Genomic DNA, 22,388 nt, shown 5'->3' on the forward strand with positions numbered 1-22,388 from the left:
GAGGATGTTCATTTCGCCTGTCATACGCGGACACAACCTGAGGAAAATGCACTCGGGAGAGCGGGGGACGCCATGTATAATGCCGCCCGTCCTTCCATTCGTTCAAAAAACATAGCAATTGTTTGACGCAGCTCTCTGGATTGAGCCGTCATTGCATTTATGCTGCAACTCTTTAACGGCCGCGCCAGAGCCGACTTGAACCGTATAAGGCCCGTGAACCCTTGACCAGTCCTGTCCTGCAAACCGTTGCCCTCGCGTGTGAGCGTGATCTCAGACTGCTCTTCGACAATCTCGAATTGAGACTGGCCAGTGGCGATATGGTGCAGATCAGTGGCCCCAACGGCAGCGGCAAGACCAGCCTGTTGCGTTTGCTGGCCGGTCTGATGCAGCCGACCGACGGTCAGGTGCTGCTCAACGGCAAGCCGCTGGGCGAGCAACGCAGCGAGCTGGCGCGCAACCTGTTGTGGATCGGCCATGCCGCCGGAATCAAGGACTTGCTCACGCCGGAAGAAAACCTCGCCTGGCTCTGCGCCCTGCATCAACCCGCCGAACGCGACGCGATCTGGCAGGCTCTGGCGGCGGTCGGATTGCGCGGTTTCGAGGATGTTCCCTGCCACAGTCTGTCTGCCGGCCAGCAGCGCCGCGTGGCACTGGCGCGGTTGTATCTGGACAGCCCGCCGTTGTGGATTCTCGACGAACCGTTCACCGCCCTCGACAAGCAGGGCGTGGCACAGCTTGAAGAACACCTGGCCGGGCACTGCGAACGGGGAGGGCTGGTGGTGCTCACCACGCACCACACGCTCAGCCGGATGCCGGCCGGTTATCGCGACATCGATCTGGGGAATTGGGCGGTATGAGTGTGTTCGGCCTGCTGGTTGCCCGTGAATCCCGACTGCTGTTCCGCCGCCCGGCGGAGCTGGCCAATCCGCTGATTTTCTTCGCCATCGTCATCGCTTTATTTCCGCTGGCCGTCGGCCCGGAAACTCAAGTATTGCAAAACTTGTCCCCGGGGTTAGTCTGGGTGGCGGCGCTGTTGTCGGTCCTGCTCTCGCTGGACGGGCTGTTCCGCAGTGATTTCGAAGATGGCTCCCTTGAACAGTGGGTCCTTTCGCCGCACCCCCTGCCACTTCTGGTATTGGCCAAGGTGCTGGCACACTGGCTTTTTTCCGGGCTGGCACTGGTTTTGCTCTCGCCGTTACTGGCGTTGATGCTCGGGTTGCCGGCTGCGTGTCTGCCGGTATTGCTGCTTTCGTTGCTGCTGGGAACGCCGGTCCTGAGCTTGCTCGGCGCGGTGGGCGCGGCGCTGACGGTTGGTCTGAAACGCGGGGGCCTGTTGCTGGCGCTGCTGATTCTGCCGTTGTACATCCCGGTGTTGATCCTGGGCAGTGGCGCCTTGCAGGCGGCGTTGCAGGGGATGCCGGCGATTGGTTATCTGTTGTGGCTTGGCAGCCTGACCGCCCTGGCGATAACCCTGACACCTTTTGCAATAGCGGCTGGCCTGAAGATCAGCGTCGGCGAATAATGAGGTCTGGTTAAAATTTAACCAGCAAAGACCCTGAGACTGCTCACACCGATGAGCGGCACCCGTGATGGAAACAGTATGAACTGGACCTGGTTTCACAAGCTCGGCTCGCCCAAGTGGTTCTACGGCATCAGCAGCAAGTTTTTGCCGTGGTTGAGCCTCGCAGCGTTGTTGCTGATCTGCGTTGGCGTTGTCTGGGGCCTGGCCTTCGCGCCGCCGGACTATCAGCAAGGCAACAGCTTTCGCATCATCTACATCCACGTTCCCGCCGCGATGCTCGCTCAGTCGATCTACGTGATGCTGGCGGTGTGTGGGGTGGTCGGGCTGGTGTGGAAGATGAAACTGGCCGACGTCGCCCTGCAATGCGCCGCGCCGGTCGGCGCGTGGATGACCGCCGTGGCGCTGGTCACCGGGGCAATCTGGGGCAAGCCGACCTGGGGTTCGTGGTGGGTCTGGGATGCGCGGCTGACCTCAATGCTGATTCTGCTGTTCCTGTACTTCGGCGTGATCGCCCTGGGCAACGCCATCAGCAATCGCGACAGCGCCGCCAAGGCCTGCGCGGTGCTGGCCATCGTCGGCGTGATCAACATTCCGATCATCAAATACTCGGTGGAGTGGTGGAACACCCTGCATCAGGGCGCGACCTTCACCCTCACCGAAAAACCGGCAATGCCCGCCGAGATGTGGTTGCCGCTGCTGCTGACGGTGCTGGGTTTCTACTGTTTCTTCGGCGCCGTGCTGTTGCTGCGCATGCGCCTTGAAGTGCTCAAGCGCGAAGCCCGCGCCAGTTGGGTGAAAGAAGAAGTGCAGAACAGCCTGGAGGCCGCTCGATGAGTTTCGCGTCATTCGGCGACTTTCTCGCCATGGGCCATCACGGCCTGTATGTCTGGTCGGCCTACGGCATCTGTCTGGCGGTACTGATCCTCAACGTGGCGGCGCCGATCGCGGCCCGCAAGCGCTATCTGCAACAAGAGGCGCGTCGTCTGCGCCGGGAGAACGGCAAGTGAATCCGCTGCGTAAAAAGCGTCTGATCATCATCCTGGCAATTCTGGTCGGGGTCGGCGCTGCCGTCGGCCTGGCCCTGAGCGCCCTGCAGCAGAACATCAACCTGTTTTACACCCCGACCCAGATCGCCAACGGCGAAGCGCCGCAGGACACCCGTATCCGCGCCGGCGGCATGGTCGAGAAGGGTTCGCTGCAACGCTCCCCGGATTCACTGGACGTCAAATTTGTGGTCACCGACTTCAACAAGTCCGTGACCATCACCTATCGCGGGATCCTGCCGGACCTGTTCCGCGAAGGGCAGGGCATCGTCGCACTGGGCAAGCTCAACGCCGACGGCGTGGTGGTCGCCGATGAAGTGCTGGCCAAGCACGACGAGAAATACATGCCGCCTGAAGTGACCAAGGCCCTGAAGGACAGCGGTCAATCCGCGCCAACCCCTGCGAAGGAGGGTTGATCGATGACATCCAGCATTTTCATTCCCGAGCTCGGCCATCTGGCCATGATCCTCGCGCTGTGTTTCGCGCTGGTGCAGGCCGTGGTGCCGTTGCTCGGTGCCTGGCGCGGCGATCGTCTGTGGATGGGCCTCGCCCAACCGGCGGCGTGGGGGCAGTTTGCGTTTCTGCTGTTCGCCTTCGGTTGCCTGACCTACGCCTTCATGACCGACGATTTCTCCGTGGCTTACGTCGCGATGAACTCCAACAGTGCGCTGCCGTGGTATTACAAGTTCAGCGCGGTGTGGGGCGCCCACGAAGGGTCGCTGCTGCTGTGGGCGTTGATCCTCGGCGGCTGGACCTTCGCGGTGTCGGTGTTCTCCCGGCAGTTGCCGCAAGTCATGCTCGCTCGCGTGCTGGCGGTGATGGGCATGATCAGCACCGGTTTCCTGCTGTTCCTGATCCTCACCTCGAACCCGTTTTCGCGGATTCTGCCGCAAATTCCGGCCGACGGCCGTGACCTCAATCCGTTGCTGCAGGACATCGGCCTGATCGTCCACCCGCCGATGCTGTACATGGGCTACGTCGGTTTCTCGGTGGCGTTTGCCTTCGCTATCGCCGCACTGCTTGGCGGTCGCCTCGATGCGGCGTGGGCACGCTGGTCACGTCCGTGGACCATCGTTGCCTGGGCCTTCCTCGGTATCGGCATCACCCTCGGTTCGTGGTGGGCCTACTACGAACTCGGCTGGGGCGGCTGGTGGTTCTGGGACCCGGTGGAAAACGCTTCCTTCATGCCATGGCTGGTGGGCACGGCGCTGATTCACTCGCTGGCGGTCACCGAGAAACGTGGCGTGTTCAAGAGCTGGACGGTGTTGCTGGCGATTGCCGCGTTCTCCCTGAGCCTGCTCGGCACCTTCCTTGTGCGCTCCGGTGTGCTGACCTCGGTGCATGCGTTTGCCTCGGATCCTGAGCGCGGCGTGTTCATCCTGATCTTCCTGCTGTTTGTGGTCGGTGGTTCGCTGACCCTGTTTGCCCTGCGCGCCCCGGTGGTCAAGAGCCAGGTCGGTTTCAACCTGTGGTCGCGGGAAACCCTGCTGCTGGGCAACAACCTGGTGCTGGTGGTGGCGGCGTCGATGATCCTGCTTGGCACGCTGTATCCGCTGATTCTCGATGCGATCAGCGGCGCCAAACTGTCGGTCGGCCCGCCGTACTTCAACGCGCTGTTCATTCCGTTGATGGCGTTGTTGATGCTGGTGATGGCCGTCGGCGTGATCGTGCGCTGGAAAGACACGCCGATGAAATGGCTGGTGAGCATGCTCACTCCGGTGTTGCTGGGCAGCGTTGCGCTGGCGGTGGTGGCCGGTGTCGCTTACGGCGATTTCAACTGGGCCGTGATCGCGACTTTCCTGCTCGCGGCCTGGGTGTTACTGGCCGGTGTGCGCGACATTTTCGACAAGACTCGCCACAAAGGTTTGATCAAAGGCCTGCCGACCCTGACCCGCAGTTACTGGGGCATGCAGATCGCGCACCTGGGCATCGCCGTCTGTGCGCTGGGCGTGGTGTTGTCGAGCCAGAACAGTGCCGAGCGCGACCTGCGTCTGGCACCGGGCGAGTCGATGGACCTGGCCGGTTATCAGTTCGTGTTCGAAGGCGCCAAACATTTCGAAGGCCCGAACTTCACCTCCGACAAGGGCACCGTGCGGGTGATCCGCAACGGTCAGGAAGTCAGCGTGCTGCACCCGGAAAAACGTCTGTACACCGTGCAGAACTCAGTGATGACCGAGGCCGGGATCGACGCCGGTTTCACCCGCGACCTCTACGTCGCCCTGGGTGAACCGCTGGGCGATGGCGCCTGGGCGGTGCGGGTGCATGTGAAACCGTTCGTGCGCTGGATCTGGTTCGGCGGTCTGCTGACCGGTTTCGGTGGTCTGCTGGCGGCGCTGGATCGGCGTTATCGAGTCAAGGTCAAAGCCCGCGTGCGTGAAGCGCTGGGCATGGAAGGAGCCGCTGCATGAGACGTTGGTTGATGCTGGTGCCATTGGCGATTTTCCTGCTGGTGGCCGTTTTCCTTTATCGTGGTCTGTACCTGGATCCGGCGGAACTGCCGTCGGCGATGATCGGCAAACCGTTTCCGGAGTTTTCCCTGCCGGCGGTGCAGGGCGACAAGACCCTGACCCGCGCTGACATCCTCGGCAAACCGGCGCTGGTCAACGTCTGGGGCACCTGGTGCATTTCCTGCCGGGTCGAGCACCCGGTGCTGAACAAACTCGCCGAGCGCGGCGTGGTGATCTATGGCATCAACTACAAGGACACCAACGCCGATGCGTTGAAGTGGCTGGCCGAGTTCCACAACCCGTATCAACTGGACATCCGCGACGACGAAGGCTCTCTGGGCCTGAACCTCGGGGTCTACGGCGCGCCGGAAACCTTCTTCATCGACGCCAAGGGCATCATCCGCGACAAGTTCGTCGGGGTGATCGACGAGCAGGTCTGGCGGGAAAAACTGGCGGCCAAGTATCAGGCGCTGGTCGACGAGGCCAAGCCATGAAGCGCTTTTTAGCGGCCATGGTGCTGGGTTTGAGCCTGGCCGGTGTGGCCCACGCGGCCATCGACACCTACGAATTCGCCAAAGAAGGCGATCGCGAGCGTTTCCGCGAGCTGACCAAGGAGCTGCGCTGCCCCAAGTGCCAGAACCAGGACATCGCCGACTCCAACGCGCCGATTGCCGCCGACCTGCGCAAAGAGATTTTCCGCATGCTCGGCGAGGGCAAGGACAATCAGCAGATCATCGACTTCATGGTCGACCGCTACGGTGATTTCGTCCGCTATAAACCGGCGCTCAATGCCAAGACCGCGTTGCTCTGGTTCGGCCCGGCCGGCTTGCTGCTGGGCGGTTTCGTGGTGATTGCCGTGATCGTCCGCCGTCGTCGCGGGCAGCGCGCCGAGACGCCGCAATCGCTGTCCCCTGAAGAGCGTCAGCGCCTCGACCAACTGTTGGATAAAAACCAAGAATGATTGATTTCTGGCTTGCCGCAGGGCTGTTGCTTCTGGTCGCCCTGAGTTTTCTGCTGATCCCCGTCCTGCGTGAACGTCGCGCCCAGCGTGAAGAGGATCGAACCGCTCTCAACGTCGCGCTGTATCAGGAACGCGTCGCCGAATTGCAATCGCAGCAGGCCGAAGGCGTGCTCGATGCTGCGCAAATGGACAGCGGCCGTGCCGAGGCGGCGCGGGAACTGCTGGCCGACACCGAAGGCGTGGCGCCGGCGCGGATTTCGCGTTTGGGCAAGCCGCTGCCTTTGCTGGCGGCCGTACTGGTGCCGGTGTTGGGCCTCGGTCTGTATCTGCACTTTGGCGCGAGCGACAAGGTCGAACTGACCCGCGAGTTCGCCCAGGCGCCGCAGTCGATGCAAGAGATGACCCAGCGTCTGGAGCGCGCCGTCGCCGCCCAACCGGATTCGGCTGAAGGTGTGTATTTCCTCGGTCGTACCTACATGGCCCAGGATCGTCCGGCGGACGCGGCGAAAATGTTCGAGCGCGCGGTCAATCTCGCCGGTCGTCAGCCGGAACTGCTCGGCCAGTGGGCGCAGGCCCAGTACTTCGCCGACAACAAAAAATGGTCGGACAAGGTTCAGGCCCTGACCGATGAAGCACTGAAAGCCGATCCGAAGGAAGTCACCAGCCTCGGCCTGTTGGGCATTGCCGCGTTCGAAGGTGAGCGTTACCAGGACGCCATCGACTACTGGAACCGTCTGCTCGCGCAACTGCCGCCGCAGGACAAATCCCGCGAGGCCCTGCAGGGCGGCATCACCCGCGCCACTGAAAAACTGCAAGCCAGCGGCGGCAAGGTCGCCCAGGCACCGGCGACGAACGCGGCGGCCCTGTTGAAAGTGCGTGTGGATCTGGCCAGCGAGCTCAAAGCCAAGGTGCAGCCGGGCGACAGCGTGTTCATTTTTGCCCGCGCCACTTCGGGCCCACCGGCTCCGCTGGCGGCCAAGCGCCTGACCGTCGCCGATTTGCCGGTGACCGTTGAACTGGGCGATGCCGACGCGATGATGCCGCAATTGAAACTGTCGAACTTTCCCGAAGTCCAACTGGTTGCGCGCATCTCCCGTGCCGGTCAGCCGACCGCCGGTGAGTGGGTCGGTCGCAGCGGGCCTCTGGCCAGCAGCACCACCGCGCCGCAGACACTGACCATCGACAGCCCGGACAAATAGCCGGAACCAACAGGAAAGCACCGCCATGAACGCCATCGCCCGAATCACAGTCCTCACACTGGCCCTGGGCTTGAGCGCATGTGCGGTGCAACGACCGGAGCCGACCACCAGGCTGCCGCCGATCCCGCCGTCACAACCCAGCCCGACCCCGTCGACCACTCCGACGCCGAGCAAACCGGGCATCCCGGCCAAACCCGCCAAACCGGTCCCGCGCACCTCCGCCAGTTTCGCCCCGCCACCGGGCGGCAACAGCCACTGGGACCAGAAACTGGGCGTGTACGTACTCGACGACCAGACCAATACCTTCTACCGCCAGCGCACCTACTACCGCTGGAACAACGGCTGGAGCCGCTCGATCAGCCCCAACGGCCCGTGGGAAGAAACCAACATCCACGGCGTACCGGCGGGACTGGGCAAGCAGTTCGGGGAGTAATGAAAAACGGCGATCTCAGGATCGCTGTTTTGCTGTCTGGGGTGATGAGTTTTAAAGGATCGCGTGATAACTGCTGAGTGCCTGGACCGATTTAATCAGGCCTTGTCGTTGCAGTAGATCAAGAAAGGGTTCGACGTCCATGGCAGGCATTTTCAGCTGCCGACGCTGTTTTTGGGCCGCTGCAACCACTGCTGCCGGATCAAGCCCCAAGAGGTTGTCGACGAACTCGTCCGGATGCTGCGCTTCGATGCCGAGAGGCTCCAGCGATTTGCAGGGAAAGTCTTTCTGGTTGAACGTCACTATCACGCTTGCGCCGCAGCGGATGGCCGCCGCCAGAACATGACGATCATCGCAGTCGGGCAAGGTGAGGCCGGCAATCAGGTCTTCATAGTCATGGACACAGGCGTCGGGTATCGCTTGATCCATCAGGCCGGCCGTACGATCCAGCTGTTCCATCGTCAGGTCAGGTCGGTTCTTCAGCAGATTGCGTTTCCATTCGCGGTGAATCTCCAGGGTCCATCGCGCCCGAAATCGCCCCGAGAGGGCAAGCCACATGAGGAAATCTCTTAAGGGGGCGGGGTACAAGACGCATGCATCATATAAAGCGGTGAAAGAGGAATGCCTCACTCGTATCCTGTCCTTAACGCCTGAGCTTGCTCTGCGAGAAGCGCCATTGCCTGCTCGCTGGCGCTGGTGCGCCGGTTCTTATAGTCCATCAGATCGGCAAAGCGCACACGTCGGTGTTTGCCTGTTTTGTGGTAGGACAACTCGCCGCTTTCCAGCAGTTTTATGAGGTGTGGACGTGAGACGTTGAGCAGGTCCGCGGCTTCCTGGGTGGTCAATTCGGCATGCACCGGTACGACCTGCACCGCGTTGCCGGCTGCCAGCTCCGCCAGAATGTCGATCAACAGGCGCAGGGCTGAGGTGGGCAGTTCGACGCGATGAGCTTCGTTCTTCTCGTCGAAAATCTGGATGTGCTGAGTCTCGAAATGGGTCGCAAGGTAAGCGGCCAGGGCGCGTTGTCCTTCGATGGCGGCTTTGACTTCGCGTTCTACGGGGAGGCTGATGGAGGGATGAATAACGGTCGACATGGCGAGTCCGGCTTTGGAAATGAGGAATGCCGGAACGTTATTCGAAATAAGCGAAAATCGCAATAAACGAAACAGGTGTGGGTTTTATGGTTTTTCCGCTAACAACCCTGCACATATTCAACGAACGCCCGCGCCTTGACACTGGCCAGCCTGCCCGTGGGAAACACCGCCGACAGGTAGTCAAAACATCCTGCAAAACAACCAACGTTGTGTCACAACCTTCCGCAGGCTACTAAAGGTATCTCTAGAGTTACTTTAATGGGCGAGGCAATTTCACAATGCAATACCCAATCTGCATCGAGTGGGGTGACGAGAACACCGCCATCGGGATTCAGATCCCCGATATTCCCGGCGCGGTGACGGCCGGGGATACGTTTGAGGATGCCTACAACGCAGCCGTCGAGATTGCCCACATCATGCTGCAGGAGATCGCGTCGGATGGTGATTCGATTCCGATGCCGACCTCGGCGGCCACCCATCGCAACAACCCGGAGTTTGCCGACATGGGCTGGGGCATGCTCGAGCTGGACATCTCGCCGTACATGGGCAAGACCGAAAAGGTCAATGTGACGTTGCCGGGCTATGTCATCCAGCGGATCGACCGCTACGTGCGTGAGCACAATGTCAAAAGCCGTTCCTCTTTCCTGGCGGATGCCGCCCTGGAAAAACTGGTTCGGCAATGAGCTTCGAGCACTGTCGGATCAGCGATTCGGCAGTGTTTTTCAGAGGCTAGGCCGTTGCCAGAACCGTCTTCTGCGAAGCACTCAAAAACCGCACCAGCGCCAGCAGCGGAAAAGCACTGCCGACAATCACAATCCACAACCAGCCGCCATGCTCGTACACCGCACTGGCCACCGAGGAGCCGAAGGCGCCGCCGACGAAGATGCTGGTCATGTACAGCGCATTGAGGCGGCCGCGGCTTTTGGCGTCGAGGGAGTAGACCGCGCGCTGGCCGAGGACCATGTTCATCTGCACGCAGAAGTCGAGCACCACGCCGGTCACGGCCAGGCCGATCACGCTGTAGGCCGGGTGGATGAAGGCCGGCAGGAAGCTCAGGCTGGCGAACAGCATGGCCAGCAGCGAGGCGATGCGGGTGTGGCCGGCGTCGGCCAGGCGTCCGCTGATCGGCGCGGCGATGGCACCGATGGCGCCGACCAGGGCGAAGATCGCGATTTCACTCTGGGACAGGCCATGGTTGCGCGCCAGTTCCAGCGGCACGGCGGTCCAGAACAGGCTGAACGTGGCGAACATGCAGGCCTGGTAAAACGCCCGCTGACGCAGCACCGGTTGTTGGCGCAGCAGCGTCCACAACGAACCCAGCAACTGGCCGTAGGAGGCGCTGTGATCCGGTTGGCGCTTGGGTACGGTCAACGCCAGCACCACGCTGATCGCTGCCATCAAGACGGCTGCGATCATGAACATCGCCCGCCAGCCGAGGTGGTCGGCGACTACGCTCGACACCGGACGCGCCAGCAGAATCCCCAGCAGCAATCCGCCCATGATCCCGCCGACCACTCGGCCGCGGGATTCCTCTGGCGCCAGGTGCGCCGCCAATGGAATCAGCACCTGCACCGACACCGAGCTGAAACCCACCAGCAACGAAATCAGCAGGAACACATTCGGCTGATCGGTAAACGCCGCCCCGAGCAGGCTGGCAATCGCCACCACGGTGGTGATGATCATCAACCGGCGGTTTTCCAGCAGATCCGCCAGCGGCACCAGGAAGAACAGGCCCAGCGCATAGCCGATCTGGGTCAGCGACACGATGAAACTGGCCATGGTGTCGCTCAGGCCGATGTCCGGCGCGATCAGGCCGATGATCGGTTGGGTGTAGTAGATGTTGGCAACGATGGCGCCGCAGCAGAAAGCGAACAGCAGCACCATGCCTCGGGTCATTGCGTGAGTTGTGGCGGTCATGGGTTTCTCGATCCAGCGAAAAGGAATGCGGTGAGGCTAAGGGACGGGCCGAGCCGGCAGTAGAGGCTTCTGATCGATATCAGTTATTCCGTTGCGGAACAGGTGGCGCCGAACAATCCATTGTTCATCGGCGAACCTTGCGTCCGACCGTTGAGCGTCGATGATACATTCACTTACATCTTGTTCGATAGCGTGCTTATGTTGTGAGCGGGTTTCAGCGTTCATCACCGGAGGATTGCGATGTTTCGTCAGTTGCTTCGCCACACCACAACGATTGCCCTGATCAGTCTGCTCGGCGCCACTGCCACGCAGGCCGCCGAAGCGCCCGGCATGCGCATGGGCGTGCGCGGCGAGATCACCGGGGTGAGTGCCGACTCGCTCAAGGTTCACGTCAACACCGGTGAAAACGTGGTGGTTCAGTTGACCCCGGACACCAAGGTCCGCGCGGTCACCCTGGCCAATATCGAAGACATCAAGCCCGGCAGCTACATCGGCTCGGCCGCCATTCCCCAGGAGGATGGCACGCTCAAGGCGTTGGAGGTTCACGTGTTCCCGCCGGAGCTGGCCGGCAGCGGCGATGGCCATCGGCCGTTCGACCTGGCCAAGGGCAGCAGCATGACCAATGGCAGCGTCGGCGATCTGGTGGTGAGCAACGGTCGGGTGCTGACCGTCAACTACAAGGGCGGCCAGCAGAGGATTCTGGTGCCGGAGGACGTGCCGATCGTCAATCTGACGCCGGGCGACCGCAGCCTGCTCAAGGTCGGGGTGAAGATCGTCACCTTCGTGACCCAGAGCGCGGACGGCACGCTGACTGCGCAATCGATTTCGGCGGGCAAGGATGGCGTCAAGCCGCCCATGTAGCCGGCAACAAAAAAGGCGACCTCTTCAGGTCGCCTGTTTCATGTCAGCTCACGCCTTACTGGCCGTTGTAGATCTGGTCGAAGACTCCGCCATCGTTGAAGTGGGTCTTCTGCACGGTGCGCCAGTCGCCGAAGGTCTTCTCGACCGACAGGAAATCGACTTTCGGGAAGCGATCGGTGTACTTGGCCAGCACCGCCGGGTCACGTGGACGCAGGTAGTTGGCGGCGGCGATTTCCTGACCTTGCGGCGACCACAGGAACTTCAGGTATTCCTCGGCAGCGGCGCGGGAGCCTTTCTTCTCGACCACTTTGTCGACCACCGACACCGGCGGCTCGGCTTCGGCGGAAACGCTTGGGTAGATGACTTCGAACTGGTCGCGGCCAAATTCGCGGGCGATCATTTCGGCTTCATTCTCGAAGGTCACCAGCACATCGCCGATCTGGTTGGTCATGAACGTGGTGGTGGCGGCGCGGCCACCGGTATCCAGCACCGGCGCCTGTTTGAACAGCTTGCCGACGAAGTCCTTGGCCTTGTTTTCGTCACCGCCGTTTTTCAGCACGTAGCCCCACGCCGACAGGTAGGTGTAGCGACCGTTGCCCGAGGTTTTCGGGTTCGGCACGATCACTTGCACGCCGTCCTTGAGCAGGTCCGGCCAGTCTTTCAGGGCTTTCGGGTTGCCCTTGCGCACGATGAACACGGTGGCCGAGGTGAACGGCGCGCTGTTGTTCGGCAGACGGGTGACCCAGTCCTTCGGCACCAGTTGGCCGTTATCGGCCAGGGCGTTGATGTCGGTGGCCATGTTCATGGTGATGACGTCAGCCGGCAGGCCATCGATCACTGAACGGGCCTGCTTGCTCGAACCGCCAAAAGACATCTGCACAGTGATGTCTTCTTTGTGCTCGGCTTGCCAGTGTTTCTGGAACGCAGCGTTGTAGTCCTTGTAGAAATCGCGCATCACGTCGTAGGAAACGTTGAGCAGGGTCGGTGCGGCCTGAGCCACGCTGCCGAAGGCAAGACCTGCGGCGAGAAGTGAGGCGCCAAAGAGTTTTTTCACTGCGCATTCCTTGTTCTGTAGGGGTGTATTTGACAAAGGTGAGGCCATTTGCCAGCGACTATAGCGGGGCATCCATAATCGTTTAAAGATTAAAAAGAACTTTGCTTATTCCATTTTCTTGAACAACGCATTACCGCAACGGGAGCAGAACGAAGCCTCCTGTTCATGGCTGCTTTTCTTGCACACGGGGCAGTCGTGCTGCTGTTGTCCGCCGCGCATGGCGGTGGCCAGCTCAGCGGTGAAAATCCCGGTGGGCACGGCAATGATCGAATAACCGGTGATCATCACCAGTGACGAAATCACCTGGCCCAGCACGGTACGGGGCACGATGTCGCCGTAACCCACGGTGGTCAGGGTCACGATAGCCCAATAGATGCCTTTGGGAATGCTGGTGAAGCCGTGTTGCGGGCCTTCGACCACGTACATCAAGGTGCCGAACACCGTGACCAGGGTGCAGACGCTGAGCAGGAACACGAGAATTTTCTGCTTGCTGCCGCGCAGGGCGTCGAGCAGGTAATGCGCCTGTTTCAGGTAGGGCCCGAGCTTGAGTACGCGGAAGATCCGCAGCATCCGGATCACTCGGATGATCAGCAGGTACTGGGCATCGCTGTAATACAGCGCGAGGATGCCGGGCACGATCGCCAGCAAGTCCACCAACCCGTAGAAACTGAAGGCGTAGCGCAACGGCCTGGGCGAGCAGTACAGGCGCAGCAGGTACTCGCCGAGGAAGATGATTGTGAAGCCCCATTCGATGTACGCCAGCACATTGGCGTAGTTCCGGTGGACTTCATCGATGCTGTCGAGGATCACGATCACCAGACTGGCGAGGATGATCAGCAGCAGGGTCTTGTCGAAACGGCGGCCGGCCACCGTGTCGGTCTGGAAAATGATCACGTACAGGCGATCACGCCACGTGTTGTTACCGTTCATGCACATCGCCTTGGCCATCAATCAGCGCAGCCTAGGTTGATTCTCCCCGTGAGCGCAAGGCGCGACGTTGATCTGCGGTTGCTGCATCAGGCGAACGCCGGTGCGCAGCAGCCAGCAGGCGAGAATGAACGGTGCCGTGAGCGTCGCCAGCCCCAGGGCACTGAACAGCGGCGTCAACAGCAGCGCCAGGCCGATGCCGAACAGCGGCAGCCACGGTTGCTGGCGTTGCGTGCTGAAGGCGAGGGCGGCGAGCACCGCGTTGTAGCCGCCCATACCCAGCAGCGCGACCTGGCTGTCGTGGTGCAACAGGCTGGAGCCCAGACCGATCGCCGAAGCCAGCAGCGCCCAGGCGAAAGCCCGGCGATTGGCGATCAGCAAACCGGCAGCGATCAATCCACCGGCCAACGGATGGTCGAGGAACATCACCTGACCGAAGCCTTTGAGGGCGGCGCCGAGCAGGTTCACCGTGTTCAGTTCTAATGCCGGTGCGCTGGACAAAGGCTCGGCGAAACACAGGAACCCCCAGCTCAGCAACACGAACGGCGCGGTGTAGGCGGGCAGGAACTCGGTAAGGCGTGCGCGTTTGAGCCATTGCTGCGTGATCATCGCGCTCAGACCACCGGCCGCTAGAATCAGCGGCGGCAGCATCGGCGACCAAGGGAAATACAGGCTCAGCAACAGGCCGACCAGCACGCCGTTGTAGCTGAACAGTCCGGCCTGGCGATCCGCCTTGGCGTAGTTGCGCCGTTGCGCGGTGAGCAGACCGGCGACCGCGCCCAGCAGCGCACCGGCGAACAGCACCGGCGCGGTGAATAAAATGGCCAGAAGGCACAGGAGTCCACACAGCGGATGGCGCTGGAGGAAGATTTGACTGAAACCGTTGAGCAACGCTTCGGCCCAGTCAGGGCAGTGGGTGTTGAAATGGTTGGCAGGCATGTCTGGAGAATCTGGGCAGTGGGAAAATCAAAGGGTCTTGCGTGAAGCTGTGGCGACGGAGCTCGTACTCGGTGAATGCGGTGTCTCTTGTGGAAACCGTCATGCCGAGCGTCGGGAGCACGCTCCCTCGCCACGCAGGTGTGACTTAAATCAATGTTTCGATCCGCAGCGAATTAGTCGATCCGGGCTGCCCGAACGGCACACCCGCGGTGATCAGCAACGTGTCGCCACGCTCGGCCATTCCTTGTGCCTGAGCGATTTCCAGCGCGGTCGAGCACACCTCATCCACCTGGCGCAGGCGATCATTGACCACCGAATGAATGCCCCACGCCACGCTCAACCGGCGGGCGGTCTGCAGGTTCGGCGTCAGGTTGAGGATCGGCGCTTTCGGCCGTTCCCGCGCTGCACGCAAACTCGAAGCACCGGACTCGCTGTAGTTGACCAGCACCGCCACCGGCAGCACGTTGCTGATCCGGCGAATCGCGCAGCTGATGGCATCGGACACGGTCGCTTCGGCTTTCGGCCGGCTGACGTCGAGTTGGGTCTGGTAGTCCGGACCGTTCTCCACCTGGCGGATGATCTTGCTCATCATCTGCACGGCTTCCAGTGGGTACTCACCGGACGCCGTTTCAGCCGACAGCATCACCGCATCGGCGCCTTCGGCCACGGCGTTGGCCACGTCGGTGACTTCGGCGCGGGTCGGGGCCGGCGAGAAGCGCATCGACTCGAGCATCTGCGTCGCCACCACCACCGGTTTGCCGAGCTGGCGGCAAGTGGTGATGATGTTTTTCTGGATCTGCGGCACGCTCTCGGCCGGCACTTCCACGCCCAGATCACCGCGAGCCACCATGATCGCGTCGCTCAGTTCGGCGATCTCGCGCAGTTGCTCGACGGCCGACGGCTTCTCGATTTTCGCCATCAGGAACGCTTTGTCGCCGATCAGTTCGCGGGCCTCGCGGATGTCTTGCGGACGTTGCACGAACGACAGCGCCACCCAGTCCACCCCCAGCTCCAGACCGAAGCTAAGGTCGCGGCGATCCTTGGTGGTGAGCGGGCTCAGGTCGAGCACCGCTTGCGGCACGTTCACGCCTTTGCGGTCCGACAACTCGCCGCCATTGAGCACGGTGGTGTCGATCGCGTCGGAGTATTTGGTGACGACCCGCAGGCGCAGTTTGCCGTCATCGAGCAGCAGATCCATCCCGGCTTCCAGCGCCGCGATGATCTCCGGGTGCGGCAGGTTCACCCGGCGTTCGTCGCCCGGTGTTGCGTCCAGATCGAGGCGGAAGGCCTGACCGCGATGCAACTGAACCTTGCCGTCAGCGAACTTGCCGACCCGCAGTTTCGGCCCTTGCAGGTCCATCAGGATCCCGAGCGGATAGTTGAGCTGGCGCTCGACTTCGCGGATCCACTGATAGCGCTTGGCGTGGTCGGCGTGATCGCCGTGGCTGAAGTTGAGGCGGAAGATATTGACCCCGGCCTCGACCAGCTCGCGGATGTCTTCGATGCCGTCGACGGCAGGCCCGAGGGTGGCGAGGATTTTGACCTTTTTATCAGGCGTCATGATTTAGAGCTCTCGAGGATCAGGATGGCGCGGAAGTCGTTGACGTTGGTGCGGGTCGGTTCGGTGACGATCAGCGCATCGAGCGCCGCGAAGTAGCCGTAACCGTTGTTGTTATCCAGCTCATCGCTGGCGCTCAGGCCCATGGCGGCGGCGCGGGCGTAGCTGTCCGGGGTCATGATCGCGCCGGCGTTGTCTTCCGAGCCGTCGATGCCATCGGTGTCACCGGCCAGCGCATAGACGCCGGGTTGGCCCTTGAGGCTGTCGGTGAGGCTGAGGAGGAATTCGGCGTTGCGCCCGCCACGGCCATTGCCGCGCACGGTCACCGTGGTTTCGCCGCCGGAGAGAATCACGCACGGCGCTGCCAGTGGCTGGCCGTGATGAATGATCTGGCGCGCGATGCCGGCGTGAACCTTCGCCACTTCGCGGGATTCGCCTTCCAGGTCGCCGAGGATCAGCGTGCTGAAACCGGCCTGACGGCATTTCACCGCCGCCGCGTCCAGCGATTGCTGAGGGCGGGCGATCAGCTGGAAGTGACTGCGGGCCAGGCTCGGATCGCCGGGTTTGACGGTTTCCGATTCCGGGCTTTGCAGCCAGCTGCGCACCGACGCCGGAATCTCGATGCCGTAGCGCTTGATGATGGCCAGTGCTTCGGCGCTGGTGCTCGGGTCGGCCACGGTCGGGCCGGAGGCGATGACCGTGGCGAGGTCGCCCGGTACATCGGAAATCGCGTAGGTATAAACAGTTGCTGGCCAGCAGGCTTTGCCCAGGCGTCCGCCCTTGATCGCCGAGAGGTGCTTGCGCACGCAGTTCATCTCGCCGATGGTCGCGCCGGATTTGAGCAGGGCCTTGTTGATCGATTGTTTGTCGGCCAGGGTGATGCCTTCGGCCGGCAGCGCCAGCAGGGCAGAGCCGCCACCGGACAACAGGAAAATCACGCGGTCGTCTTCGGTCAGGTTGCTGACCAGTTCCAGCACCCGTTTGGCCACGGCCAGCCCGGCAGCGTCCGGCACCGGGTGCGCGGCTTCGACCACTTCGATCTTTTCACACGGGGCGCCGTGACCGTAGCGGGTCACCACAAGGCCCGAGACTTCACCTTCCCAGCAGCGCTCGACCACTTGCGCCATGGCAGCGGCAGCCTTGCCGGCGCCGATGACGATCACGCGACCTGTGCGATCGGCCGGCAGATGCGCTTCGAGGACCTGGTTCGGATGGGCCGCGTCGATGGCTGTGGCAAACAGCTCGCGCAGCAGTTGTTGCGGATCGACCGACATGGCGGGCTCCCATTCTTATTGTTCTTGGTTAGTGCAGGTGATCGTTCCCACGCTCTGCGTGGGAATGCCTCAATGGACGCTGTGCGTCCGCTTCGGCAGGGATGCGGAGCGTCCCGGGCTGCATTCCCACGCAAACGGTTCGACGCCTCGACGTGGGAACGAGCGACGGGGCAGGGCTTACTTCTTGTCGCGAATCGAGAAGTTGGCCATGTGTTCCAGGCCCTTGATCAGCGCCGAGTGGTCCCAGTTGCTGCCACCGATGGCCGCGCAGGTGCTGAACACTTGCTGGGCGTTGGCGGTGTTCGGCAGGTTGATGTTCAGCTCCTTGGCGCCTTGCAGGGCCAGGTTCAGGTCCTTCTGGTGCAGGCTGATGCGGAAGCCCGGATCGAAGGTGCCCTTGATCATGCGCTCGCCGTGCACTTCAAGAATCTTCGAGGAGGCGAAACCGCCCATCAGCGCTTCACGCACCTTGGCTGGATCGGCACCGTTTTTCGACGCGAACAGCAGGGCTTCAGCGACAGCCTGAATGTTCAACGCAACGATGATCTGGTTCGCCACTTTGGCGGTCTGACCATCGCCATTGCCGCCGACCAGGGTGATGTTCTTGCCCATGGCCTGGAACAGCGGCAGTGCGCGTTCGAAGGCATCGGCGTCGCCACCGACCATGATGCTCAGGGTCGCGGCCTTGGCGCCGACTTCACCGCCGGATACCGGGGCGTCGAGGTATTGCGCGCCTTTCTCGTTGATCTTCGCGGCGAAAGCCTTGGTGGCGGTCGGCGAGATCGAACTCATGTCGATCACGACTTTGCCTTTGCCGATACCGGCCGCGACGCCGTCGGCGCGGAACAGCACGTCTTCGACCTGCGGGGTATCCGGGACCATGACGATGATGAATTCAGCTTCCTGGGCCACTTCTTTCGGGTTGGCCAGGGCGACGGCGCCAGCGGCGACCAGGTCGGCAGGGGCGGCGTCGTGGTGCGCCGACAGGAACAGGCTGTGACCGGCTTTCTGCAGGTTCGCCGCCATTGGGTGGCCCATGATGCCGGTGCCGATGAATCCGATTTTAGCCATGAGAAAATCCTCTTGTTTTTGTCTTGCTCAAGCAAATAGGGGTCAGATCGCGTTGTGGGTCTTCAGCCAGCCTAGGCCCGCTTCCGTGGTGGTCAGCGGTTTGTATTCGCAGCCGACCCAGCCCTGATAACCGATGCGATCGAGGTGTTCGAACAGGAAGCGGTAGTTGATTTCGCCAGTGCCCGGCTCGTTGCGGCCCGGGTTGTCGGCGAGCTGCACATGGTTGATCTCGGCCAGGTGCGATTGCAGGGTGCGGGCCAGATCGCCTTCCATGATTTGCATGTGGTAGATGTCGTATTGCAGGAACAGGTTGGCGCTGCCGACCTGCTCGCGAATCGACAGGGCTTGCGCCGTGTTGTTCAGGTAGAAACCCGGGATGTCGCGGGTGTTGATCGCTTCCATCACCAGTTTGATGCCGACGGCTTGCAGCTTGTCGGCGGCGTACTTGAGGTTGGCGACGAAGGTCTTTTCAACGGTGGCATCGTCCACGCCCTGCGGACGGATACCGGCCAGGCAGTTGACCTGGGTGTTGCCCAGCACCTGGGCGTAAGCGATGGCCAGATCGACCCCGGCGCGGAACTCTTCGACCCGGTCCGGCAGGCACGCGATACCGCGCTCGCCCTTGGCCCAGTCACCGGCCGGCAGGTTGAACAGCACTTGGGTCAGACCGTTGGCGTCGAGCCTGGCCTTGATTTCGGCAGAGCTGAAATCGTACGGGAACAGGTACTCGACACCGCTGAAGCCAGCCTTGGCGGCGGCGTCGAAACGGGCAAGGAAATCCTGCTCGGTGAACAGCATGGACAGGTTGGCTGCGAAACGCGGCATGGTGGTCTCCCGTTAGATTGATCGCTCCCGCGCCCGGCGCGGGAACGAACGGCAAGCAGTTTTAATCGAGCAGCGAAATCGCGGTAGGCGCATCGTTGCCGACCAGCGCCAGGTCTTCGAATTCGTTGACGGCGTTGATCTCGGTTCCCATGGAGATGTTGGTCACACGCTCCAGAATGATCTCGACGATCACCGGCACCTTGAACTCTTCGATCAGCTCTTCGGCCTTGCGCAGGGCAGGGGCGATGTCAGCCGGTTCGAACACGCGCAGTGCTTTGCAGCCCAGGCCTTCGGCGACTGCGACGTGGTCGACACCATAACCGTTGAGTTCCGGCGCGTTCAGGTTATCGAAGGACAACTGCACGCAGTAGTCCATATCGAACCCGCGCTGGGCCTGACGGATCAGCCCCAGGTACGAGTTGTTCACCACGACGTGGATGTACGGCAGTTTGAACTGAGCGCCGACCGCCAGTTCTTCGATCATGAACTGGAAGTCATAGTCCCCCGACAGGGCCACGACTTTACGGTTCGGATCGGCCTTCACCACGCCCAGCGCTGCCGGAATGGTCCAGCCCAACGGGCCGGCCTGGCCGCAGTTGATCCAGTGACGCGGCTTGTAGACGTGCAGGAACTGCGCGCCGGCAATTTGCGACAGACCAATGGTGCTGACGTAGCAGGTGTCCTTGCCGAACACCTGGTTCATTTCTTCGTAAACGCGCTGCGGCTTGACCGGCACGTTGTCGAAATGGGTCTTGCGTTGCAGGCTGGCCTTGCGCTGCTGGCAGTCTTGCAGCCAGGCGCTGCGGTTTTTCAGTTTGCCGGCGGCTTGCCATTCACGGGCGACTTCGATGAACACGGTCAGCGCGGCAGCGGCGTCGGAAACGATGCCCAAGTCCGGGGTGAACACGCGGCCGATCTGAGTCGGTTCGATGTCGACGTGAATGAACTTGCGGCCTTCGGTGTAGACGTCGACCGAGCCGGTGTGACGGTTGGCCCAGCGGTTGCCGACGCCCAGCACCACGTCGGACTTGAGCAGGGTGGCGTTGCCGTAACGGTGCGAAGTCTGCAGACCGACCATGCCGACCATCAGCGGGTGATCGTCCGGAATGGTGCCCCAGCCCATCAGGGTCGGAATCACTGGAATGCCGGTCAGTTCGGCGAACTCCACCAGCAACTCGCTGGCGTCGGCGTTGATGATGCCGCCGCCGGCAACCAGCAATGGACGCTCGGCCTGATCGAGCATCGCCAGGGCTTTTTCGACTTGCACGCGGGTCGCGCTCGGCTTGGCCAGCGGCAGTGGCTGGTAGGCGTCGATGTCGAATTCGATTTCAGCCATCTGCACGTCGAACGGCAGGTCGATCAGCACCGGGCCTGGACGGCCGGAGCGCATTTCGTAGAAGGCTTTCTGGAAGGCGTAAGGCACTTGGCCCGGCTCCAGAACGGTGGTCGCCCACTTGGTCACCGGCTTGACGATGCTGGTGATGTCGACGGCCTGGAAGTCTTCCTTGTGCATGCGGGCGCGGGGTGCTTGCCCGGTGATGCAGAGGATTGGAATCGAGTCCGCGGAGGCGCTGTACAGGCCGGTGACCATGTCGGTACCGGCCGGGCCGGAAGTGCCGATGCACACGCCGATGTTGCCGGCCTTGGTGCGGGTGTAGCCCTCGGCCATGTGCGAGGCGCCTTCAACGTGGCGAGCGAGGACGTGATCGATGCCACCGACTTTCTGCAGGGCGGAGTACAGCGGGTTGATTGCAGCGCCTGGAATGCCAAAAGCGGTATCAACCCCTTCACGGCGCATCACCAGAACGGCGGCTTCGATTGCTCTCATTTTGCTCATGGTTTTGTGCCTCTTTACGTTTTGTAATTGTATACAAGTGGCTTTGCGCAGAGTGTATTCACGGCGGACGGCGCAGGTCAATCCATTTTCTCAAGCGCCTGTTTCATTCGTCGGAGGCCGGTTCTGCTGTGGCTTTTCGTCGCACGAGGCGCTTTTCGAGAATTATTGTATACAAAAAAATAGTTCATTGTGTTCTATTTGTTGCATCGAGCTGCGGCAGAAAAGCGCAGCCCAACGACTTTCCCAATAACAAAATGAGGACGGCACCATGAGCGCTTTAACCTTGGAAGTCGCAGTCAAGCTGGTCAACGAAGCCATCAGTGCAGGGCGGGCCATCTGCGCCGCGCCGCTGACCATCGCGGTACTGGATACCGGCGGGCATCTGGTCACCTTGCAACGCGAAGACGGCGCCAGCCTGCTGCGCCCGAACATCGCCATCGGCAAAGCCTGGGGCGCCATCGCCCTGGGCAAGGGCTCACGCCTGCTGGCGCTGGACGCGCAACAACGCCCGGCGTTCATCGCCGCACTCAACAGCATGGGGCAGGGCAGCGTCGTGCCGGCACCGGGTGGTGTGTTGATTCGGGATCAGGCGGGGTACGTCCTGGGTGCGATCGGCATCAGCGGCGATCTGTCGGACATCGATGAGCAGGTGGCAATCAAGGCCGTGGAGGCCCTGGACCTGCGAGCGGATGCGGGGGTGGCGGCCTGAGTGGCTAAAACCGGATAGTCGCTGAAACGCACAAGCCCGCCCTCACAGGATGATGTCAGGGCGGGCTTGTTTATGTCTGGAGGGGCGGAATTCAGTCCGGCTCGCAGCCCTTGAGCACCAACCGGATGATGGTTTGTGCTGCCGCTTCATAGTCGGCTTCGTCGAGCTTGGCCTTGCCGGTGACGGCGGAGATCTGCCAGTCGAAGTCGGCGTAGGTCTGGGTCGCGGCCCAGATGCTGAACATCAGGTGGTTGGGGTCGATCGGGGCGATCTGGCCGCGGTCGATCCAGGTCTGGATGCAGTCGATGTTGTGCTTGGCCTGGCCATTGAGCTGCTCGACCAGGTCGGCACTCAGGTGCGGGGCGCCGTGCATGATTTCGCTGGCGAACACCTTGGAGGCGAAGGGCAGGTCGCGGGAGATGCGGATCTTCGAGCGGATGTAGCCGCTCAGCACTTCGCTCGGTACGCCGTCCGGGTTGAACGGGGTCGAGGCCTGCAGGATCGGCACGATGATACTTTCCAGTACCTCGCGGTAGAGGTTTTCCTTGGACTTGAAGTAGTAATAGACGTTGGGCTTGGGCAGTCCTGCCTTGGCGGCGATGTCGCTGGTTTTGGTCGCAGCGAAGCCCTTGTCGGCAAACTCTTCACTGGCTGCACGCAGGATCAGTTCTTTGTTGCGCTCGCGGATTGTGCTCATAAACCCGGTGGTTCCTTGCCTGT

The 22,388-nt window shown here is 61.8% G+C and carries 25 protein-coding genes; 13 read left to right on the forward strand and 12 right to left on the reverse strand.

Annotated features, from left to right (window positions below; genetic code table 11):
* Nucleotides 1–221 precede the first annotated feature (221 nt).
* The 10 genes from ccmA to L6D81_RS21545 all read left to right on the forward strand — a co-directional run bounded on the left by ccmA (nt 222) and on the right by L6D81_RS21545 (nt 7,605).
* Nucleotides 222–857 (forward strand): cytochrome c biogenesis heme-transporting ATPase CcmA, encoded by a 636-nt coding sequence (ccmA, locus tag L6D81_RS21500; protein WP_007959232.1) that lies wholly within the window; start codon nt 222–224, stop codon nt 855–857.
* The gene (ccmB, locus tag L6D81_RS21505; protein ID WP_007959235.1) at nt 854–1,522 is read left to right on the forward strand and encodes a heme exporter protein CcmB; all 669 of its coding nucleotides are present in this window, start codon (nt 854–856) and stop codon (nt 1,520–1,522) included. Before ccmA ends, ccmB begins: the two co-directional genes overlap by 4 nt.
* A 78-nt stretch (nt 1,523–1,600) precedes the next feature.
* Entirely contained in the window at nt 1,601–2,356 is a 756-nt protein-coding gene (locus L6D81_RS21510) for a heme ABC transporter permease (protein WP_236181850.1), read from the forward strand.
* Complete coding sequence (gene ccmD / locus L6D81_RS21515) at nt 2,353–2,529, forward strand: heme exporter protein CcmD (protein WP_011333085.1); 177 nt, start codon at nt 2,353–2,355, stop codon at nt 2,527–2,529. The genes L6D81_RS21510 and ccmD overlap by 4 nt, the downstream gene beginning before the upstream one ends.
* A complete protein-coding gene (ccmE, locus tag L6D81_RS21520) occupies nt 2,526–2,981 on the forward strand; it encodes a cytochrome c maturation protein CcmE (protein WP_085699419.1) in 456 nt (151 codons plus the stop codon). Before ccmD ends, ccmE begins: the two co-directional genes overlap by 4 nt.
* 3 nt (nt 2,982–2,984) lie before the next feature.
* Nucleotides 2,985–4,973, forward strand: a complete 1,989-nt coding sequence (locus tag L6D81_RS21525; protein WP_236181851.1) for a heme lyase CcmF/NrfE family subunit — start codon at nt 2,985–2,987, stop codon at nt 4,971–4,973.
* A complete protein-coding gene (locus L6D81_RS21530; RefSeq protein ID WP_236181852.1) occupies nt 4,970–5,506 on the forward strand; it encodes a DsbE family thiol:disulfide interchange protein in 537 nt (178 codons plus the stop codon). Before L6D81_RS21525 ends, L6D81_RS21530 begins: the two co-directional genes overlap by 4 nt.
* Nucleotides 5,503–5,973: a cytochrome c-type biogenesis protein gene (locus L6D81_RS21535; protein ID WP_011333089.1), complete on the forward strand. Its 471-nt coding sequence runs from the start codon at nt 5,503–5,505 to the stop codon at nt 5,971–5,973. Before L6D81_RS21530 ends, L6D81_RS21535 begins: the two co-directional genes overlap by 4 nt.
* The gene (gene ccmI / locus L6D81_RS21540; RefSeq protein WP_236181853.1) at nt 5,970–7,172 is read left to right on the forward strand and encodes a c-type cytochrome biogenesis protein CcmI; all 1,203 of its coding nucleotides are present in this window, start codon (nt 5,970–5,972) and stop codon (nt 7,170–7,172) included. Before L6D81_RS21535 ends, ccmI begins: the two co-directional genes overlap by 4 nt.
* 25 nt (nt 7,173–7,197) lie before the next feature.
* Nucleotides 7,198–7,605 carry a hypothetical protein gene (locus L6D81_RS21545; protein ID WP_085605822.1) on the forward strand — a complete coding sequence of 136 codons (408 nt, stop codon included), beginning with the start codon at nt 7,198–7,200 and terminating at the stop codon, nt 7,603–7,605.
* 51 nt (nt 7,606–7,656) lie between these two features.
* Here L6D81_RS21545 and L6D81_RS21550 read toward each other — a convergent pair whose 3' ends face one another.
* Together L6D81_RS21550 and L6D81_RS21555 are read right to left on the reverse strand one after the other, a co-directional pair.
* Nucleotides 7,657–8,232 carry a PIN domain-containing protein gene (locus tag L6D81_RS21550; protein WP_236181854.1) on the reverse strand — a complete coding sequence of 192 codons (576 nt, stop codon included), beginning with the start codon at nt 8,230–8,232 and terminating at the stop codon, nt 7,657–7,659.
* Nucleotides 8,229–8,696 carry a helix-turn-helix domain-containing protein gene (locus tag L6D81_RS21555; protein ID WP_236181855.1) on the reverse strand — a complete coding sequence of 156 codons (468 nt, stop codon included), beginning with the start codon at nt 8,694–8,696 and terminating at the stop codon, nt 8,229–8,231. Before L6D81_RS21555 ends, L6D81_RS21550 begins: the two co-directional genes overlap by 4 nt.
* A gap of 278 nt (nt 8,697–8,974) precedes the next feature.
* On the opposite strand from L6D81_RS21555, the gene L6D81_RS21560 reads away from it, so the two are divergent.
* Entirely contained in the window at nt 8,975–9,379 is a 405-nt protein-coding gene (locus L6D81_RS21560) for a type II toxin-antitoxin system HicB family antitoxin (RefSeq protein ID WP_236181856.1), read from the forward strand.
* Nucleotides 9,380–9,425: 46 nt separating this feature from the next.
* On the opposite strand, the gene L6D81_RS21565 is transcribed toward L6D81_RS21560, so the two are convergent.
* On the reverse strand, nt 9,426–10,613 hold the full coding sequence (locus tag L6D81_RS21565; RefSeq protein WP_236181857.1) for an MFS transporter: 1,188 nt from the start codon (nt 10,611–10,613) through the stop codon (nt 9,426–9,428).
* A 240-nt stretch (nt 10,614–10,853) separates the two neighbouring features.
* Between L6D81_RS21565 and L6D81_RS21570 the strand changes: the two genes are divergently transcribed.
* A complete protein-coding gene (locus L6D81_RS21570; RefSeq protein WP_236181858.1) occupies nt 10,854–11,474 on the forward strand; it encodes a DUF5666 domain-containing protein in 621 nt (206 codons plus the stop codon).
* Between the two features lie 55 nt (nt 11,475–11,529).
* On the opposite strand, the gene L6D81_RS21575 is transcribed toward L6D81_RS21570, so the two are convergent.
* From L6D81_RS21575 to gcl, 8 genes are all read right to left on the reverse strand, one after another.
* Complete coding sequence (locus tag L6D81_RS21575) at nt 11,530–12,528, reverse strand: sulfate ABC transporter substrate-binding protein (RefSeq protein ID WP_236181859.1); 999 nt, start codon at nt 12,526–12,528, stop codon at nt 11,530–11,532.
* A 105-nt stretch (nt 12,529–12,633) separates the two neighbouring features.
* Entirely contained in the window at nt 12,634–13,458 is an 825-nt protein-coding gene (locus L6D81_RS21580) for an ion transporter (protein WP_236181860.1), read from the reverse strand.
* Between the two features lie 21 nt (nt 13,459–13,479).
* Nucleotides 13,480–14,394 (reverse strand): urea transporter, encoded by a 915-nt coding sequence (locus tag L6D81_RS21585; protein WP_236181861.1) that lies wholly within the window; start codon nt 14,392–14,394, stop codon nt 13,480–13,482.
* A gap of 145 nt (nt 14,395–14,539) precedes the next feature.
* Nucleotides 14,540–15,955, reverse strand: a complete 1,416-nt coding sequence (pyk, locus tag L6D81_RS21590; protein ID WP_207866278.1) for a pyruvate kinase — start codon at nt 15,953–15,955, stop codon at nt 14,540–14,542.
* On the reverse strand, nt 15,952–17,226 hold the full coding sequence (locus L6D81_RS21595; RefSeq protein WP_236181862.1) for a glycerate kinase type-2 family protein: 1,275 nt from the start codon (nt 17,224–17,226) through the stop codon (nt 15,952–15,954). Before L6D81_RS21595 ends, pyk begins: the two co-directional genes overlap by 4 nt.
* Before the next feature lie 177 nt (nt 17,227–17,403).
* Entirely contained in the window at nt 17,404–18,297 is an 894-nt protein-coding gene (locus L6D81_RS21600) for a 2-hydroxy-3-oxopropionate reductase (RefSeq protein ID WP_163974329.1), read from the reverse strand.
* 42 nt (nt 18,298–18,339) lie between these two features.
* On the reverse strand, nt 18,340–19,122 hold the full coding sequence (gene hyi / locus L6D81_RS21605; RefSeq protein ID WP_011333102.1) for a hydroxypyruvate isomerase: 783 nt from the start codon (nt 19,120–19,122) through the stop codon (nt 18,340–18,342).
* Nucleotides 19,123–19,183: 61 nt separating this feature from the next.
* Nucleotides 19,184–20,959 (reverse strand): glyoxylate carboligase, encoded by a 1,776-nt coding sequence (gene gcl / locus L6D81_RS21610; protein WP_011333103.1) that lies wholly within the window; start codon nt 20,957–20,959, stop codon nt 19,184–19,186.
* A gap of 268 nt (nt 20,960–21,227) precedes the next feature.
* Between gcl and L6D81_RS21615 the strand changes: the two genes are divergently transcribed.
* Complete coding sequence (locus L6D81_RS21615) at nt 21,228–21,668, forward strand: GlcG/HbpS family heme-binding protein (protein ID WP_236181863.1); 441 nt, start codon at nt 21,228–21,230, stop codon at nt 21,666–21,668.
* Between the two features lie 91 nt (nt 21,669–21,759).
* On the opposite strand, the gene L6D81_RS21620 is transcribed toward L6D81_RS21615, so the two are convergent.
* Nucleotides 21,760–22,365 (reverse strand): TetR/AcrR family transcriptional regulator, encoded by a 606-nt coding sequence (locus L6D81_RS21620; RefSeq protein WP_236181864.1) that lies wholly within the window; start codon nt 22,363–22,365, stop codon nt 21,760–21,762.
* Between the last annotated feature and the right edge of the window lie 23 nt (nt 22,366–22,388).

It is taken from the genome of Pseudomonas sputi, from assembly GCF_021603585.1.
GTDB classification, from domain to species: Bacteria; Pseudomonadota; Gammaproteobacteria; order Pseudomonadales; family Pseudomonadaceae; genus Aquipseudomonas; species Aquipseudomonas sputi.

Excerpts from the sequence above, each read along its gene's own strand:
- L6D81_RS21620 (WP_236181864.1), bottom strand. The coding sequence starts at position 22,365 with ATGAGCACAATCCGCGAGCGCAACAAAGAACTGATCCTGCGTGCAGCC.
- L6D81_RS21600 (WP_163974329.1), bottom strand. The coding sequence starts at position 18,297 with ATGGCTAAAATCGGATTCATCGGCACCGGCATCATGGGCCACCCAATG.
- L6D81_RS21615 (WP_236181863.1), top strand. The coding sequence starts at position 21,228 with ATGAGCGCTTTAACCTTGGAAGTCGCAGTCAAGCTGGTCAACGAAGCC.
- hyi (WP_011333102.1), bottom strand. The coding sequence starts at position 19,122 with ATGCCGCGTTTCGCAGCCAACCTGTCCATGCTGTTCACCGAGCAGGAT.
- L6D81_RS21555 (WP_236181855.1), bottom strand. The coding sequence starts at position 8,696 with ATGTCGACCGTTATTCATCCCTCCATCAGCCTCCCCGTAGAACGCGAA.
- pyk (WP_207866278.1), bottom strand. The coding sequence starts at position 15,955 with ATGACGCCTGATAAAAAGGTCAAAATCCTCGCCACCCTCGGGCCTGCC.
- ccmD (WP_011333085.1), top strand. The coding sequence starts at position 2,353 with ATGAGTTTCGCGTCATTCGGCGACTTTCTCGCCATGGGCCATCACGGC.
- L6D81_RS21595 (WP_236181862.1), bottom strand. The coding sequence starts at position 17,226 with ATGTCGGTCGATCCGCAACAACTGCTGCGCGAGCTGTTTGCCACAGCC.
- L6D81_RS21510 (WP_236181850.1), top strand. The coding sequence starts at position 1,601 with ATGAACTGGACCTGGTTTCACAAGCTCGGCTCGCCCAAGTGGTTCTAC.
- gcl (WP_011333103.1), bottom strand. The coding sequence starts at position 20,959 with ATGAGCAAAATGAGAGCAATCGAAGCCGCCGTTCTGGTGATGCGCCGT.
- ccmI (WP_236181853.1), top strand. The coding sequence starts at position 5,970 with ATGATTGATTTCTGGCTTGCCGCAGGGCTGTTGCTTCTGGTCGCCCTG.
- L6D81_RS21580 (WP_236181860.1), bottom strand. The coding sequence starts at position 13,458 with ATGAACGGTAACAACACGTGGCGTGATCGCCTGTACGTGATCATTTTC.
- L6D81_RS21565 (WP_236181857.1), bottom strand. The coding sequence starts at position 10,613 with ATGACCGCCACAACTCACGCAATGACCCGAGGCATGGTGCTGCTGTTC.
- L6D81_RS21525 (WP_236181851.1), top strand. The coding sequence starts at position 2,985 with ATGACATCCAGCATTTTCATTCCCGAGCTCGGCCATCTGGCCATGATC.
- L6D81_RS21570 (WP_236181858.1), top strand. The coding sequence starts at position 10,854 with ATGTTTCGTCAGTTGCTTCGCCACACCACAACGATTGCCCTGATCAGT.
- L6D81_RS21530 (WP_236181852.1), top strand. The coding sequence starts at position 4,970 with ATGAGACGTTGGTTGATGCTGGTGCCATTGGCGATTTTCCTGCTGGTG.
- L6D81_RS21560 (WP_236181856.1), top strand. The coding sequence starts at position 8,975 with ATGCAATACCCAATCTGCATCGAGTGGGGTGACGAGAACACCGCCATC.
- L6D81_RS21545 (WP_085605822.1), top strand. The coding sequence starts at position 7,198 with ATGAACGCCATCGCCCGAATCACAGTCCTCACACTGGCCCTGGGCTTG.
- ccmB (WP_007959235.1), top strand. The coding sequence starts at position 854 with ATGAGTGTGTTCGGCCTGCTGGTTGCCCGTGAATCCCGACTGCTGTTC.
- L6D81_RS21585 (WP_236181861.1), bottom strand. The coding sequence starts at position 14,394 with ATGCCTGCCAACCATTTCAACACCCACTGCCCTGACTGGGCCGAAGCG.
- L6D81_RS21535 (WP_011333089.1), top strand. The coding sequence starts at position 5,503 with ATGAAGCGCTTTTTAGCGGCCATGGTGCTGGGTTTGAGCCTGGCCGGT.